The sequence below is a fragment of the Tamlana sp. 2_MG-2023 genome (genome assembly GCF_030548465.1).
Taxonomy (GTDB): domain Bacteria; phylum Bacteroidota; class Bacteroidia; order Flavobacteriales; family Flavobacteriaceae; genus Pseudotamlana.
The window spans coordinates 396,298-411,549 of record NZ_JAUOSF010000004.1 but is presented as its reverse complement, the minus strand read 5'-3'; the positions used below and the strand labels follow the sequence as shown (position 1 = coordinate 411,549).

The 15,252-nt window shown below is 34.0% G+C and carries 15 protein-coding genes; 13 read left to right on the top strand and 2 right to left on the bottom strand.

The genetic code is table 11. From position 1 onward, the window contains the following. Nucleotides 1-3: 3 nt before the first annotated feature. Nucleotides 4-894, top strand: coding sequence for a YihY/virulence factor BrkB family protein (locus Q4566_RS09315; protein WP_303420426.1), 891 nt, complete (start codon nucleotides 4-6; stop codon nucleotides 892-894). 115 nt (nucleotides 895-1,009) lie between these two features. Here Q4566_RS09315 and Q4566_RS09310 read toward each other — a convergent pair whose 3' ends face one another. Next, a complete protein-coding gene (locus Q4566_RS09310) occupies nucleotides 1,010-1,195 on the bottom strand; it encodes a CsbD family protein (RefSeq protein WP_303420425.1) in 186 nt (61 codons plus the stop codon). A gap of 204 nt (nucleotides 1,196-1,399) precedes the next feature. On the opposite strand from Q4566_RS09310, the gene Q4566_RS09305 reads away from it, so the two are divergent. The 12 genes from Q4566_RS09305 (at nucleotide 1,400) to Q4566_RS09250 (ending at nucleotide 12,304) form a co-directional block, all read left to right on the top strand. After that, on the top strand, nucleotides 1,400-1,636 hold the full coding sequence (locus Q4566_RS09305) for a Rho termination factor N-terminal domain-containing protein (RefSeq protein ID WP_303420423.1): 237 nt from the start codon (nucleotides 1,400-1,402) through the stop codon (nucleotides 1,634-1,636). Between the two features lie 24 nt (nucleotides 1,637-1,660). Next, a complete protein-coding gene (locus Q4566_RS09300) occupies nucleotides 1,661-2,686 on the top strand; it encodes an AI-2E family transporter (RefSeq protein WP_303420421.1) in 1,026 nt (341 codons plus the stop codon). 195 nt (nucleotides 2,687-2,881) lie between these two features. After that, nucleotides 2,882-3,523 carry an NADPH-dependent F420 reductase gene (locus Q4566_RS09295; RefSeq protein ID WP_303420419.1) on the top strand — a complete coding sequence of 214 codons (642 nt, stop codon included), beginning with the start codon at nucleotides 2,882-2,884 and terminating at the stop codon, nucleotides 3,521-3,523. Between the two features lie 81 nt (nucleotides 3,524-3,604). After that, nucleotides 3,605-5,437 carry an SLC13 family permease gene (locus Q4566_RS09290; protein WP_303420417.1) on the top strand — a complete coding sequence of 611 codons (1,833 nt, stop codon included), beginning with the start codon at nucleotides 3,605-3,607 and terminating at the stop codon, nucleotides 5,435-5,437. Between the two features lie 10 nt (nucleotides 5,438-5,447). Then, nucleotides 5,448-6,341 carry a mechanosensitive ion channel family protein gene (locus tag Q4566_RS09285; protein ID WP_303420415.1) on the top strand — a complete coding sequence of 298 codons (894 nt, stop codon included), beginning with the start codon at nucleotides 5,448-5,450 and terminating at the stop codon, nucleotides 6,339-6,341. Between the two features lie 112 nt (nucleotides 6,342-6,453). Beyond that, nucleotides 6,454-6,783, top strand: a complete 330-nt coding sequence (locus Q4566_RS09280; protein ID WP_303420413.1) for a hypothetical protein — start codon at nucleotides 6,454-6,456, stop codon at nucleotides 6,781-6,783. 296 nt (nucleotides 6,784-7,079) lie between these two features. Next, nucleotides 7,080-7,604, top strand: a complete 525-nt coding sequence (locus Q4566_RS09275) for an AraC family transcriptional regulator (RefSeq protein WP_303420411.1) — start codon at nucleotides 7,080-7,082, stop codon at nucleotides 7,602-7,604. A gap of 15 nt (nucleotides 7,605-7,619) precedes the next feature. Further along, nucleotides 7,620-8,066, top strand: a complete 447-nt coding sequence (locus Q4566_RS09270) for a response regulator (protein ID WP_303420409.1) — start codon at nucleotides 7,620-7,622, stop codon at nucleotides 8,064-8,066. A 5-nt stretch (nucleotides 8,067-8,071) separates the two neighbouring features. Then, nucleotides 8,072-10,666 carry an ATP-binding protein gene (locus Q4566_RS09265; protein WP_303420407.1) on the top strand — a complete coding sequence of 865 codons (2,595 nt, stop codon included), beginning with the start codon at nucleotides 8,072-8,074 and terminating at the stop codon, nucleotides 10,664-10,666. A gap of 271 nt (nucleotides 10,667-10,937) precedes the next feature. Next, a complete protein-coding gene (locus Q4566_RS09260) occupies nucleotides 10,938-11,081 on the top strand; it encodes a hypothetical protein (RefSeq protein ID WP_303420405.1) in 144 nt (47 codons plus the stop codon). A gap of 18 nt (nucleotides 11,082-11,099) precedes the next feature. Beyond that, nucleotides 11,100-11,243 (top strand): lmo0937 family membrane protein, encoded by a 144-nt coding sequence (locus Q4566_RS09255; RefSeq protein WP_303420403.1) that lies wholly within the window; start codon nucleotides 11,100-11,102, stop codon nucleotides 11,241-11,243. Between the two features lie 32 nt (nucleotides 11,244-11,275). Then, nucleotides 11,276-12,304: an AraC family transcriptional regulator gene (locus Q4566_RS09250; RefSeq protein ID WP_303420401.1), complete on the top strand. Its 1,029-nt coding sequence runs from the start codon at nucleotides 11,276-11,278 to the stop codon at nucleotides 12,302-12,304. A gap of 117 nt (nucleotides 12,305-12,421) precedes the next feature. Here the strand turns inward: Q4566_RS09250 and Q4566_RS09245 are convergent, their stop codons facing one another. Beyond that, nucleotides 12,422-15,238, bottom strand: a complete 2,817-nt coding sequence (locus Q4566_RS09245) for a TonB-dependent receptor domain-containing protein (RefSeq protein WP_303420400.1) — start codon at nucleotides 15,236-15,238, stop codon at nucleotides 12,422-12,424. Nucleotides 15,239-15,252: the final 14 nt, after the last annotated feature.

The window sequence follows — 15,252 nt, the reverse complement described above, 5'->3', positions numbered from 1 at the left end:
TAGATGACTCAAACACGCGCAACCAATAATACATTTAAGATTAAAGATTTACCCTCGCTTATTGTCGAGACTTACAAGAATTGGAGTGCCGATGATCCTTTTCGACTGAGTGCTGTTGTAGCTTATTATGCAGTGCTTTCTATGCCTGGGCTTTTAGTTATCATTGTGAACTTGGTAGGTTCCGTTTGGGGCGCCGAAATTGTTCAAGGGCAGTTAACTAGTGAGATTTCCAGTGCTTTGGGACATGATGCAGCAGATTCTATTAGAACCATGATGATTGAAACCCAAAACAAAGAAAAAAGCACTATGGCTACCATAATAGGTGTAGCTACCTTGTTGTTTGGTGCAACAGGAGTGTTTTATCATTTACAATTATCACTTAATCAAATTTGGGATATTGACCCTAATAATAAGTCAGGTTTCACTAAAATGTTGCTAGACCGTACAAGAAGTTTTGCTTTTATTTTAGTTATTGGTTTCTTGTTACTAATAAGTTTCTTAGTAACAACAGCGATTTCATCCCTAAATAATTATATACAAAGCATATTTCCTGAATTTGTGGTTTATATTGCCTTTGTATTTGATGTTTTGGTTTCTATTTCTATTATTACTGTATTGTTTGCATTGATTTTTAGATACTTACCCGATGTGCGCATTAGGTGGAAAACAGTTTGGGTTGGCGGATTAATTACTGCCATACTATTTGTTTTTGGTGAATTTCTTTTAGGACTCTATTTAGGTAAAGCAAATCCAGGTTCTACTTATGGGGCGGCAGGAACTATTGTTTTGATATTGCTTTGGGTATCTTATTCTTGCTTAATTTTATTTTTTGGAGCCGAGTTTACTTATGTTTATGCTAAAAGGTACGGACATGGAATTCCTGATGGTAAATGAGTTCTTAGCCAACGGGGTTTTTAGGTAAGATTACTTTAAATTTATGTAAAAAAAAATACCCTCAACTTAACATTGAGGGTATGGATTAATTAATTTGCATTATGTTCGAGAGTGACTACCATTCAGAGATTTCTCTCTCTAATTCTTCTCTTTCTTTTCCGGTTTTCTCTTGAAGTTTACCTAACATTTCATCAAATTTACCTTCAGAGTACGTGATATCATCATCGGTAAGTTCACCATATTTCTGTTTGAAACTACCTTTTACTTGTTTCCATTTACCTTCTAATTGATCCTTATTCATAATTTCTAAAGTTTAAGTTTAATATTTATTTCTGTTGCTAAATTACATGAGTTGTAGTTGATGTATTAACTCAAAAAAATAATATATTGATGTAATAAATTAATAAACAGATTGTTGCCAACAGTTAATAATTTATCTTATTAGGTTAAGCTTATAAGGTCTTTATTTGAATATTTGTAGTTATGTAATCTAAATATTAAAATAATGGCAGCAGATATAAAAAATGAAGAACAATACGAGGCCCTTCGAGAGAAAGGTTATAGCAAAGAGAAATCAGCGCGAATAGCTAATACACCCGATTCTGGTAAAAAAGGTGGAAAAGCAAAAGCTTATGAAGAACGCACAAAAGAGAATTTATATGAGCAAGCAAAAAAAGTCGGGATTGAAGGCCGTTCTAAAATGAATAAATCCGAACTTATAGCCGCATTAAGAAATAATTAATTAACACATAATCAACCCATTTATATGAATACCATCGCTCCTAAAATTATACGTCAAATCTTTATATTGCTTTTAATAGGGCTTATTGGAGGTTTAATTTTCAAAGAAATGGCACCTTATTTGTCTGGTGTTCTTGGTGCAATAATTATGCATGTGCTATTAAGAAAGCTCATGTCTAATTTAGTGAAAAAGCGAGGATGGTCACCAAATTGGGCGGCAGGGCTTTTAATGTTTATGTCTTTTATCGTGATTTTACTGCCAATTGCAGGAATTGTTATGATGTTAGGAAATAAAATTGGGATCGCGGTTGATAATTCTGAAAAGGTGATGAGTGCTATCCAATCAAAATTAGATTATGTTGAAGAGCGATTTGGCTATGATTTAACAACGCAATTAGATACAGAGGCGATTTCTGGTTGGGTTTCTGAAAATTTACAAGGTCTTGTAGGTGGTACATTCAACACTTTTATAACGATTTCGATCATGTACTTTTTATTATACTATATGCTTACCAACCGCAAACAATTAAAAGAATCTTTGTTTGATTACATTCCCATAAGTGAACCCAGTTTAAAAATCATAGGAACGGAAACACGACAAATGGTACGTGCAAATGCTTTAGGTATTCCCTTGGTAGCTTTAGCTCAGGGGGTTGTGGCTTTAATTGGGTTTTTGATTTTTGGAGTTGAAGATCCGTTTTTTTGGTCGGCCATAGTCACCTTTGGTTCTATGATACCATTTGTGGGTAGTATGCTAGGTACGCTTCCTGTTTTTATATTAATGCTATCGCAGGGTAACACGTTTCAGGCTTGGGGTGTTTTGATCTACGGTCTTGTGGTTGTGGGGTCAACAGATAATCTTATTCGCTTATTTGTACTTCGAAAATTGGATGATGTTCATCCGTTAATCACGCTTTTAGGTGTTATTGTTGGTTTGCCTTTATTTGGTTTTGTAGGCTTGATATTTGGACCTTTACTTATCAGTTTGTTTTTAATCATTGTGCGTATTTATAAAAAGGAATACAGCCGAGGTGATGGCCAGGCGCTTTAATTGTTACATCTCTTATCTTAATTGTTTATTTTTTTGAATTAAAGCTTTAATGAATCAAGTTAATGCTTAATGGTTTAATACTGTACTTTAATACAAATCGTACCGGGTAAGTTTTAAACTTGATTATAGCGTTTTATTAATCGATGACATCAAATCAAGTGACTTTTATACCAGTCAAATTAAGGACAAGTAATTATGAAAATAGGAATTATTGGAAGCGGGAAAATTGCAGGAAGTTTAGGTAAACATTGGGCTAAGGCTGGTCATGAAGTGCTGTTTGGGGTGAAAGAGCCAGAGAAACTTAATGCTTTAATGGTGGAAATCGGAAAAAATGCTGCAGTTTTAAATTTAAATGGTGTTTTTAATGCTAATGCAGATGCTTTTTTACTAGCCATGCCATTCAAAGCTATTGAAGAATTAGCCGAATTATATGCCGGTGCTTACGATAATAAAATTGTTATAGATGCTACAAATCCTGTGCCTGAAAGAGATGGAGATATTGCTAATGAAGTTTTAAAAGCCAATTACAATGCTTCAGAATACACGGCTGTGAAATTTTCTACCGCTAAAACCGTAAAAGCCTTTAATACCATAACGCCTGAAGATTTGCAAAATCGAGCCTTCCGAAGTCAACATAAATTAGCAATTCCTTATGCATCACAAGATTTAGAAAGTAAGAAAATAGCAAAACAACTCATTCAAGATATAGGTTTTGAAGCTTTTTATATAGGCGATTTAAGTGATACCAATATTATGGATCCTAACCAAGCCATCTATAGAAAGTCTTTAGAACGAGATGAGATGAAACGCTTAGTCAATTCCATACGAACTTTTTAAAATAATCAAAAAAAATATTATCTTTTAAAAAGCTTTTGCTGTTAGCATTTGCCATAAATCAACGCAGTTAAAATAAATCGTATGACTTGGGAAATTATTTTAATGTTCATTGTACTTCTGGTTACGATACTATTGTTTGTATTTGAAGTTTTCCCCGTTGATAAAATAGCTTTTCTAATTATTATTTCTCTTATTTTATTGGGGTTAGTAACTCCAGAAGAAGGCATTAGTGGGTTTTCAAATGGTGCCACTATTGCAGTTTTAGCGCTCATGATTTTAGCCATTGCCATGGAAGAAAATGGCGTTATCAATTGGTTAACCTCAGGGATGGGCAAAGTCAAGTCCTTGCCATTGGCCATTATGGCTCCTGTATTTATGTTTGTAAGTGCAGGGATTTCAGCATTTATAAGTACGACAGCGGTTGTTATTGTGTTTATAAAAATTGTAAATCAGTTATCTGAAAAATTTAACGTTCCTCAGTCAAAACTACTATTACCTATATCTTTTGCAGGTATTTTAGGTGGGTCTTGTACTTTAATGGGGACGTCAACAAACTTAATTGTGAATTCAGTATCTAAAAACTTAGGAGCAGAGCGCTTAGGTTTTTTCGAGTTTACAGGGTTGGGACTTATATTTCTAGGCATATCCATGGTGTATCTTACAATCGCTGTTAGATGGTTGCCGAGAGAAAAACAGACAAATTTAAATGAGAATTATAATATAGAGGAATATGTAACCCACGTTAAAATTAAGCCAGAATCAGCGTTAGTGGGACAGAAGATTAGTGAAAGTTTTCTGTATGATAATCCGGATGTGTCACTTTTAAAACTGATACGAAACCACTGGGCGCATAACGCTCCTGGAAAATATATTACACTTAAGACGAATGATGAATTGGTTATTGTTTGCGATCTAGAGAATTTATCTCGCATTAATCAGTCTGAAGGTTTGGAGATTTATAGTGATAGTAAAGTTGAACGCTCTTTCAATCAAGGTGAAGCATTATCAGAAGCTGAAAATGAAGAAGAAAATGATTTAGAAGAACGCGTTTTTGTTGAGCTCTTAATGCTTCCTGGTGCTAGTTTTCTGGGGAAGACTTTAGGCGATTTACGGCGTTTTATGCTTCAGGATGCCATTCCTATAGCTATAAAAAAGAGAAAAACATTAACGAATCTTAAAGAAAGAATGGTTCGCAACAGCAAGGATAAACTGGTGTTGAAGACAGGCGATCGATTGCTTGTAGAAATTTCTAAGGAAAAAATGTATGCACTTAAAAGCATGGAAAACATTGTTTTACTACAAGAATTTGATGTGGCTGGTAATCAGTCAAAATCTAAGAGATATTTTTCACTAGCCGTTTTAATATTGGTCGTAGGCATGGCAGCTTCAGGCTTGTTAAGTATTATGGTTAGTGCTTTGACTGGGGTTGGTTTGTTGTTGGTAACCAAAAACTTAGATTTGGCTAAAGTCTATAAAAAAGTAAACTGGCAAATATTTTTCTTGTTAGCTGGTATGATTCCTTTAGGTATTGCGATGCATAATACGGGAGCAGATATGTGGATTTCAAAGCAATTATTGAGCTTTTTAAGCGATCAGCCTAATTATGTTATTATTGGTGTATTGTTTTTAACAACCATGCTGCTAAGTGGTGTAATTAGTAATAATGCGACGGCTATTATTATGACACCCATTGCCATTGCTGTGGCTCAAGGTTTGAATTTAGATTTTAAACCATTTATTTTGTCGGTGTTATTTGCTGCCAATTTCAGCTTTTTTACCCCTGTTGGCTATCAAACAAACACTTTAATATACAGTATAGGTAACTATAAATTCAAACATTTTTTGTTCATAGGAGGTCTATTAAGTTTAATACTTTGGATTACGGCAACCTTTCTACTTACAAGAATGTTATAAACTTTTAATTATGGAAGAAAAATTCAAAATTGGCGAAGCCGTCAATAAATTATGGGACAAGTTAGATGGTTGGATGGATGCCATCATTTTAAGATTGCCAAATTTTGTTTTGGCAGTTTTAATCATGTTCACATTTTACTTTATAGCACGAGGTGTACGAAACTTATTGCGCAAGTTTTTACTCGGGCGGATAAGTCAGAAATCCATTCAGGATATCATTGCTAAAATGGTTTTCGTTACTGTTATTTTAATTGGTTTTTTTATTGCGTTGGGGGTTTTAGAGCTCAATAAAGTACTTACAAGTATTCTTGCGGGTGCTGGTGTTGTTGGACTTGCTGTAGGTTTGGCGCTTCAGGGCACACTAAGTAATACCGTTGGTGGTTTGGTGCTTTCTTTTATGCCTAAAATTCGTATTAACGATTACATTGAAACTAGTGAAGCTAAAGGTTTTGTTTCAGAAATTAGCTTGCGTAGCATCGTGTTGCGTAGACCAGATAATAACTATACGATTGTTCCCAATTCCAAATTTGTAGATAATTCGTTTACTAATTATTCATTAAGTAAACGCAGTAGAATTAGTGTAAGCTGCGGGGTAGGGTATGAAAGCGACCTGCAGGAAGTTGAAGATCTTGTGGTTAAAGTGATTTCAGAGAATTTTGAACAGCAGTCGGGGGAGTCTGTAGAGTTTTTCTTTACGGAATTTGGAGACAGTTCTATCAACTTTATGACCCGTTTTTGGATTGATTTAGTAAAAAACAAAGAAGAATATGAAGGGAAGCATAAGGCTATCAAACTGATTAAATCGCAATTTAACGAACACGGTATTAATATTCCTTTTCCTATACGCACTTTGGATTTTGGTAAAAACAACCTTCAAATCAACAGGGAGCAAAGTGAAGAATAATGCTAGTTTCAGCGATAGCGTTAATCAAAAAATGTGTTGAGTTAACCTATATCAGGCTTTTATTAGAACTTGCTTAATATAGAATTGGGTACAAATTAAAAGATATATAGAGATGGAATTAGCAAAGAATGAAAAGGATTATATAAGAATTTATGAAGAAAAGGGATACAAATCTAATTTTCGTGTTCAAAATGAAAAGCTGATAAACGGCGACACTAAAAACGAGTTTAGCCCTGAAGAAATTCACATTGTTGCAGAGCATAGGTATGAAGGGATGAGTAACCCGTCGGATATGTCCATACTCTATGTTATTGAAACAAATAAAGAAGAGAAAGGAACTTTTTTAATGGCTTACGGTCCAAATGCTGAAACTGAAGTCGCAGATTTTTTTAACAAAGTGCCTGAATCAAACATTTCAAACAGTAAAAATATTAATAACTAAGTTAGATAAATTTTAGAGTTTTCATGAGTTCTAGATTAATAGCATGTCTAACAATATGCTCATCTTGTTTCTTTTAAAGAGAAATAAGGTGAGTTTTTTTTGTTTTCTAAGGCAATCGAAAACCCTGTTTTATTCAGCTAAAAGCTATAAAATAACCCAAACGGAGTGACAAAATGCTGATTCTGGCTTAAAATATTAATTTTTAAAATATTTTGGTATATCTTTCGTGGGCTTAAGTATAACGTGAAAAGGGCTTGGTTTAAATGACGTTTTTTGTAAAATATGATTTCAATATCATGTGTAAGACTTTCTTAAAAGAGCATCTTAATGCCTTAGATATTTCATACACATTAAACAGTACCAACGAGATTTCAATTACCGAAGAATTATCTCCAGAAAAGCAAAATGCCTTAACTGAGGCTTTAAGGAAATATGGTATTGAACTTGAAACCAATCAGAAATCAACTTTAGTAGAGCGTATTAAAAACGCTGTAGATAGCATGCTGCGTGATCAAGCGAATACTTCGGTGAAACTTTCGGCTTATTTAGCGGATACTTTGCATTATTCTTATGCGCATTTATCGGCTGTTTTTTCTGAAAACACCTATACATCCATAGAGAATTACGCCATTCTTAGGCGCGTAGATATTGTAAAAGAGTATTTGTGTAATACCAATTTAACCTTAACGGAAATAGCCTTTAAATTAAATTATAGTAGTGTCGCACATTTATCTGGACAGTTTAAAAAAACCACAGGGCTAACACCTAGTGCGTTTCAACGTATCATGAAAAAGAAAATAATCCATTCCCAAACGAATTAAATACGACCATAGTAAATGAGTGAATTCCCTTTAAACATTGTTCTAGCTGATGATGATGATGATGACAGAATGTTATTTAGCGAAGCTATAGACGAGATTGCTATTCAAACAAAATTGATGTTATTTAATCATGGTCAAGAGCTTATGGATTATCTTACTTCTGCCGAAATTGTGCTTCCTAATTTAATCTTTTTAGACCTTAATATGCCAATTAAAAATGGCTTACAATGTTTAAAAGAAATACGAAGCAACCCTTTGCTAAAAGATTTATGCGTAGCAATTTATTCCACCTCTTCATCAGAAGTTGATATTGAAGAAACATTTTTAAATGGGGCAAATATTTATGTAAATAAGCCCAATAACTACAGTAAATTGCGAGAATCGGTAGAGAAGGTATTACAGCTTAATTGGCAATACCATACCTCTAACTTAAACAAAGACACTTTTCTGTTTCGTATTTAAATTTTATGGATTTTAAAAGAGTATACACTTCCACAAAAACCTATATCATCTTATTGATAGCAGCACTTGCACTGCTTTTATTTATAGCAAGTATGGCGTATAAGCAGATTATGCGCATGCAGGAATCGGCCGAAACAGTTGCGAAAACCCTACATGTTTACAATGCCATTGGGGGCTTAACAGAACATTATACCCGAGCAGACTCCGAAGAATTTAGATCTGAACTTTTAGAAGATGTCTACCTGAGTCATGCCCTTAAAAATTACAAAATAGAGGGGAAAGCAGTACTTGATAGTTTAAAAGTGCTCACTTTAGATAATGATTTACAACAAGCCCGACTAGAACCCCTGGAGTCCTTGTTGCTTAAAATGAATAATCAGCTTCATGTTCTGGATACGCTAAACATTGAAAACGATCAGGAGTTTTTTGAAACAAAAGAAGCTCAGAAAAATAAAATAGATAAAACCATTGCGAGTATTCGTATTCTTAAAAATCAAATGCTTGCAAATGAAAAATATCTCATGCAAGAAAGGCAAGCCAATTATGCTTCTTATAAATTCCTTGCACCGGTAACCTCATTGTTTTTAGCCTTTTTGGCACTCTTTATCTGTGTGCTCTCTTTTTTGAGGGTTTATAAAAACAAACTCCGATTAAAGCAATCTGAAGCATTTCTTAGGAACATATTAGCAACCACAGATAACATTATAAATTATTTTGAACCTGTTTTTGATGCTAATGAAGCCATTGTAGATTTCAAAGTCATATATGCTAACGACTGTAATCGTGATTACTTAGGGTTAGATCCAGACGTTATTACAGGGCAATTAGTGTCTGAAACTTTTCCTTTTTTGATGGCTGATGGTGAGTTCATAGGGCTTACAAACGCTTATAACGATCAGTCCAAAGTAGATTTTGAAAAAGAGGTTGTTGTAGGCGACAAAAAAATGTGGTTCAATTGTTTAGCTACGTCATTAACTGAAGGGGTTTTGTTAACAGCTCGAAACATAACTTTAGAGAAAGAATCGAATGCGGCACAGCAAGTATTTAAAAAACGTTTAGAGAATCAGAACCTTGAGTTGTTAGATAGCCGTGCTTTTTTAGGAAATATTTTTAAAAGTATCTCTCATATTGTGATGCACTTTAAGAGTATTAGAGATGAAAATGGTAAAATTGTTGATTTTGAAATTCTTTTTGCAAATGAAAGAATTAGCCCAGTAACAGGAGATCTCCCGCAGGATTTAAAGCATAAGAAAATTTCTGAAGCATATCCAGAAATGATTGAAATTGGCGTTTTAGACAAATGGGTTAATGCCGTAGAAAACAATACGCCTGTTCAGTATGAAGTACCTTACTACAACAATAATAAGAAGCATTGGTTTAGCTCTACCGCCATAAAATTAGGAGATGGTGTCACATTGACGGCAAGAGATGTTACCGAAGAAAAGAAAAAATCTGATGAACTCATTAAGCTCAATGAAGATCTTACCATTCAAAACTCCATATTATCTGATGCTGAAAGTTTAGCTAAAATTGGAAGCTTTGTTTGGGATATGGAATCGGATACTTCCGAGCTTTCCGATAATTTTTATGCCATGTTAGGTTGTGAACCTAACGAATTTAAATCCTCCTTGCTACGATATAAAGATTTTGTTCATCCTGATGATTTGGAACTTTATGAGAAAAGAGGCGCTAGTATTCTCGACGATTCTGAAACTGCCGAGCATACCTACCGTATTGTAACAAAACAAGGGAAGGTAAAACATTTTAAATCTAATGGCCAGTTTGTAACTAAAAACGCTAGAAAAGTAATGATTGGCGTGGTACAAGATGTTACCGAAAGTATAGAAGCTGAAGAACGTCTGGTAAAAAGCAACTTGCGATTAAAACAAAGTAATGCCGAGTTAGAATCGTTTAACCGCGTAGCGAGTCACGATTTACAAGAGCCTCTGCGAAAAATACAATTGTTTATTTCCAGAATTGAAGATCGGGAAGGCGAGCAGTTTTCAGATAAAGGTAAATTGTATTTTGAAAAAGTGACCAATGGTGTAAAACGTATGCAGTCGTTGATAAAGAACTTGTTAGCGTATTCCAGAATAGATAGTAGTAAAACAGATTTTGAGAAAATCGATTTAAACGACATACTTTTAAAAACTGAAGATGATTTAGCGACGCGTATAAATGATTCTGGTGCTGAGGTTCTCGCCGATAAGCTACCAAAAATAAAAGGTGTTGTTTTTCAAATGGAGCAGTTATTCGCTAATTTAATATCGAATGCTTTAAAGTATAAAAATCTTAATGAACGCCCTCAAGTAGAAATTCGCTACAAAAGAGTAAGTGCTACGAAACTGCCAGGTCAATTTGTTACAATTAAAAAACGCTATCATAAACTTACTTTTAAAGATAATGGTATCGGTTTCGATTCTCAGTATGCCGAAAAGATATTCGAAGTTTTTCAACGGCTACATCAAAAAAACGAATATTCTGGTAATGGTATCGGTTTAGCTATTTGCAAAAAAATAGTTGAAAACCATAATGGTTATATCTACGCCAAAGGAAACCCTGGTAAGGGGGCCGAATTTATAGTTTACCTACCAGCTTAATCTTTATAAAAAATATCAGCGTTCTTTTTTTGAGGCTATTCTGCTAATATAGTGCTAGCATGCACAACTATAATTATAGTCTAGATCTTCCCTATACGCTTCTTAAACGACTTCTTAATAGGATGTTTTAACGCTTTTTAACAGCTAAAACATCAAAAACCCGAAGTTGTATAACACAATCCCAAAGTTGCATAACATAAAAGCTGGTGTTCCTATCGATCTTTGCCATGTAGATTTAATACAAGTCTATTAACAATTAAAATAAAAGGTTATGGAAAGGACTATAAAAGCACCAACGAAACAATTTGCCCGAGTTGGCAAATCGTGGCCGAGTACAGGGTTAATGAAAACTAACTTTCTAAAAAATCTTTTACTGAAAGTTACAGGGAACCAAGCTATCCCAGAAGAGAAGTAGAATAAAAAAACAATTACCATGTTAAGAACAACAGGTTTAATAATCATATTATGTTTAATCGCTTGGGCTATCGGCTTTTTTATCTTTAGTGTAGGGTTGGTCATTCATCTGTTATTGCTTGTAGCCGTAGTTGTAGCTTCTAAAAAAGTGCTTGAAAACTAAAAACGAAAAAATCAAACTTAAAATATAATCTCATGAAAACCACACACCTAAATACAAACACAATCGACGCGATGTTTAACCAGTTAAAATATAATTTTGGAGGATCTGTTGTAAAAGATTCTAAGGAATATATTTTGGAGATGAATAATGAAATAGGAGTAGGGCGTATTCAGGGAATTGCGCTTGCTGGCGGGATTTCTTATGTGGATTTTGACATGACCTTCGCTGAAGACATCACATTGTCGATAAATACACCCAACAAAAACCCAATCTATTTTGCTTATTGCTCGGCAGGAAGCATGGAACATAGTTTTGGAATAAATGGTGATAAAAGCGAATTAGAGAGTTTTCAAACAGGGATTATAGCCAGTCCAACAGGAGATGAAAACGTGCTTTATTTTAAGAAGGACGAACGTTTAAAAGTCGCTTTAATTACAGTTCAAACTACAAAACAAGCTCAAAATTCTAAAAAAGAAGGTTTAAAAGGAAAGTTATTCAACACGTTTTTCAAAGATGATACGTTGAACAATTTCGTATATGTAGGTTCTCAAAATTTGAAAATTGCTGAGAAAGTGCAACAAATAAGTGCAATTAAGCAAGAAGGTTTAGTTAAAAGCCTTTTATTGCAAGGTTTAGTTCATGTTATTTTAGCCTTAGAAATTGAGCAACATACAGAAGATTCAAAAAATAATGAAACACAATTAGGAACCTTAACCACTCGTGAAATGAGTGCAATTAAAGAAGCTTCAGCTTATATTGACGAAAATTTTGATAGCCAGATTTCAATATCGCAGTTGTGTTCAGAATTTGGAATTTCACCTTCAAAATTACAAGAAGGATTTAAATTAATGCACGGTAGAACGGTAACCGATCATCTTAGAACGGTACGTGTTCAAAAGGCAGAGAATTACTTAAAAAACACAGATATGAATATATCTGAAGTGGTGTACAGTATTGGCTTTTCTAGTAGAAGTTATTTTTCTAAGATTTTTAAAGAAAGTTATAACTGTAGCCCAAGCGAATATAAAATGGCACAACGTGAGTTGCCTATATCTGCATAGGGTTTATAAGTGTTTTAGGATTATATTTAAAGTTATAGTGATATAAAAAAAGGTCATCTAAATTAATTTAGATGACCTTTTTTATGATTTGTCGTTATTTTAAAAGTAAATAGCGGCTTATGGGTTGAAGATTAACGATAGGAAATAGGTTTGTCCTATGCTTCCTGAACCGATAACTTGTATATACTCTTCTCCAAATAAGTTGTTAGCTGAAGCTTTTATGGTTGATTTAATTGAAGGAATCCCGTAGCTAATTTGAGCGTCTAAAACTGTGCCTTCAGCAATGGTACCGTTAGCAAAAGGAGAAATCCATTCATATTCAGAATTATATCTTACCTTAGTTGTAAATCCGAAATTTCTGAACAAGTCATTTGCTCCAATAGCAAATTTTGCGGCATGTTCAGGAGTGTTAAACTCAGGAACGAAATCGGGATCTGTAGCTTTATTATAATCTAATAGTTTGGTGTGATTGTACGCGCCGTTTATAAAAAACTTTTTGAAACGTCTTTCAACTCCAAATCCAAAACCAACAGTTTCGATAGGTACCTCTGCATTAGTATAAACTTGATGTGTTAAGTAGTTTTGCGTTAAAATGGCCGCACCTATTCCTCCGTATTCCGGAGCTATTGTAGGGTTTACAAAGTAAGGTGTAATTACCTTTTTTGTGTAAATAAAATCAGTATACTTATTATAGTAACCATTGATGTCGAAAGTGAATTTTGCGATATCAGCTCTATAACCTAGCTCGAAAGATTCTACTTTTTCAGCTTTTACAGTCTCTACTTTTTTAACTTGCAGTAAATCTATAGCATCTTGAGGGTTATTTGCAGGGTTAAAGCTATTAACAAAATTTTGTACAGACCCTATAGAGAATGAGTTTTCGTAGATGTAATTACCAGTTAGATTAACGGTTTGCGCATCTGGACCTAATAACGGTGTCGAAAAAGTCACAATATTACTATAGTTGTCTAAGTTGTCTTGAGCAGAACCTACTAAACTAAGAAACCCGTAATTCGCACCATTGTATAAATCACTTGATGTTGGGTTTCTAAAACCAGTTTGAAAAGAAGCTCTAATATTACGTGTTTTCTTTTTTCCTAAGGCGTAGTTAACAGATAATCTTGGTGAAAAGTTACCTTCTAACTCCGATAGCTTATCGTATCGAACAGATCCTGATAATTTTAAACGGTCATCAATTAATTTCTTTTGAAGTTGCCCGTAAAAACCATAAACATCATAATCGATTTTTTCATTAGCATCGTTAAAAACAGTACCACTAGAATTAAGTACATATCTTTTAAAAGTACCTCCCAATTGAAGTTCTGCAAATTTTACAATGTCTTGAAAGTTATAATTGATATCACTTTGTATCGTGTATGAATTATCTTGAATCCTAGAACCTGTTGTTAAGTCAGTGCTAGTCGTTACAGCATCAAAAGCTTGATTAAATCCATTCGATCCTGGATTGAAATGAGCTACACCTCCTACAGAGTTAGGTAAGTTTCCGTTATATCCAGCAACTGTACTATAATCTGCAAACTCACGAGCCATTGCTAATAAAGTGTTATTGTTTAAACTCGGATTGTCAGACTTGAACATGCTCAATGAATTGTCATAATCAGTATACCATTGTCCATTGTTTTTAGCTTGCTTGTTGATGTTAATTGCTGTTCTTACCATGTCGTAAGAATCGCCAGCATCATCCATAGTAAAGTAAGTTCTAAACGTTAAATTTTTAGTCGTATAAGAAATGTTCGATTGTAAAATTAAGAAGTTTTTTAATGTTACTCGCGTGTTCGTACCACTAAAGTTTGTAGTTCCGTAAGAGATTTTTTGTTGTAGTTTAATTTCAGAATCTTCATTAGGCTTGATATGAAATGAGATATCGCCATTGAAGTTTTCAACTTTTCCTTCATTTAAATCACTATCGTTATAACCTGTTCTACTTACTGGTCCACCAGCAGCCATACTGTTTCCTACAATTTCGTCACCATAAATATTAACGGCATCAAAATATTGAATCGGAGATAAGCCTCTATCCACCGAAGTTTTACTGTTAGTGTCATTCGCTTCCCAATCGGTTCCTGTAAAATAACTCAGGTTAATCTTTAATGCTGTAGAGTTGCTCATCTTTAAAGCCCATCTCATACCTAAATCATTAAATGCATTCACACCTGCAGCATTTTGATCGGTATAACCATGGTTGTAGTATACAGAAATACCGGTGTCTTCAAACGGACTTTTACTATTAATAAACATGATACCATTAAAAGCATTGGCGCCATAAAGTGCAGAGGAAGCTCCAGGTAAGATTTCAATGTTTTTAACATCTAATTGATTAACTCCTAGGGAGTTTCCAATAGAGGCGTTAAATACCGGAATTGTGAATTCAGCACCATCTGCTAATTGTAAAAATCTAGTGTTGGTTGCTTGACCGAAACCACGCGTGTTTATAGACTTACTAATTAAGTTCGTCCCATTAAACTGAACCTCTTTTACATTAGTTAATTCATCATAAAAGTTAGGACTAGTTCCATTTAAAACATCTTTTTGTGAAAACGTTTCAATAGTAACAGGTGTTTCAATCTTTTTTTCTGTTGTTCTAGAAGCGGCAACTACGACTTGTGTTAAGTCGGTTATTTTTTCCTTCGTCATTTGAACAAGTAAATTACGTCCGTTTGCTGGTTCAAATAAAGTTTTTGATAATTCATTATATTCAATATAATTAAAAGTAACTTCAACGGGATAACTCCCAGTGTAGTCAGTACTAAACTCACCGGTAAAGTCTGATGAAGCCATTAGTGTATTGTTAATAAATACATCTACTCCAATTAATGGAGTTCCATCAGTTCCAATGATCTTTCCTTTTATAAAATTTTGAGAGAATGCTGAGAGTCCTACTAATACTAGTAAGGCGGTAATTTTGATTTTCATAGTGACTAAGTTGT

Excerpts from the sequence above, each read along its gene's own strand:
- Q4566_RS09245 (WP_303420400.1), bottom strand. The coding sequence starts at position 15,238 with ATGAAAATCAAAATTACCGCCTTACTAGTATTAGTAGGACTCTCAGCA.
- Q4566_RS09260 (WP_303420405.1), top strand. The coding sequence starts at position 10,938 with ATGGAAAGGACTATAAAAGCACCAACGAAACAATTTGCCCGAGTTGGC.
- Q4566_RS09310 (WP_303420425.1), bottom strand. The coding sequence starts at position 1,195 with ATGAATAAGGATCAATTAGAAGGTAAATGGAAACAAGTAAAAGGTAGT.
- Q4566_RS09280 (WP_303420413.1), top strand. The coding sequence starts at position 6,454 with ATGGAATTAGCAAAGAATGAAAAGGATTATATAAGAATTTATGAAGAA.
- Q4566_RS09270 (WP_303420409.1), top strand. The coding sequence starts at position 7,620 with ATGAGTGAATTCCCTTTAAACATTGTTCTAGCTGATGATGATGATGAT.
- Q4566_RS09295 (WP_303420419.1), top strand. The coding sequence starts at position 2,882 with ATGAAAATAGGAATTATTGGAAGCGGGAAAATTGCAGGAAGTTTAGGT.
- Q4566_RS09265 (WP_303420407.1), top strand. The coding sequence starts at position 8,072 with ATGGATTTTAAAAGAGTATACACTTCCACAAAAACCTATATCATCTTA.
- Q4566_RS09285 (WP_303420415.1), top strand. The coding sequence starts at position 5,448 with ATGGAAGAAAAATTCAAAATTGGCGAAGCCGTCAATAAATTATGGGAC.
- Q4566_RS09275 (WP_303420411.1), top strand. The coding sequence starts at position 7,080 with ATGTGTAAGACTTTCTTAAAAGAGCATCTTAATGCCTTAGATATTTCA.
- Q4566_RS09300 (WP_303420421.1), top strand. The coding sequence starts at position 1,661 with ATGAATACCATCGCTCCTAAAATTATACGTCAAATCTTTATATTGCTT.
- Q4566_RS09250 (WP_303420401.1), top strand. The coding sequence starts at position 11,276 with ATGAAAACCACACACCTAAATACAAACACAATCGACGCGATGTTTAAC.
- Q4566_RS09290 (WP_303420417.1), top strand. The coding sequence starts at position 3,605 with ATGACTTGGGAAATTATTTTAATGTTCATTGTACTTCTGGTTACGATA.
- Q4566_RS09305 (WP_303420423.1), top strand. The coding sequence starts at position 1,400 with ATGGCAGCAGATATAAAAAATGAAGAACAATACGAGGCCCTTCGAGAG.
- Q4566_RS09255 (WP_303420403.1), top strand. The coding sequence starts at position 11,100 with ATGTTAAGAACAACAGGTTTAATAATCATATTATGTTTAATCGCTTGG.
- Q4566_RS09315 (WP_303420426.1), top strand. The coding sequence starts at position 4 with ATGACTCAAACACGCGCAACCAATAATACATTTAAGATTAAAGATTTA.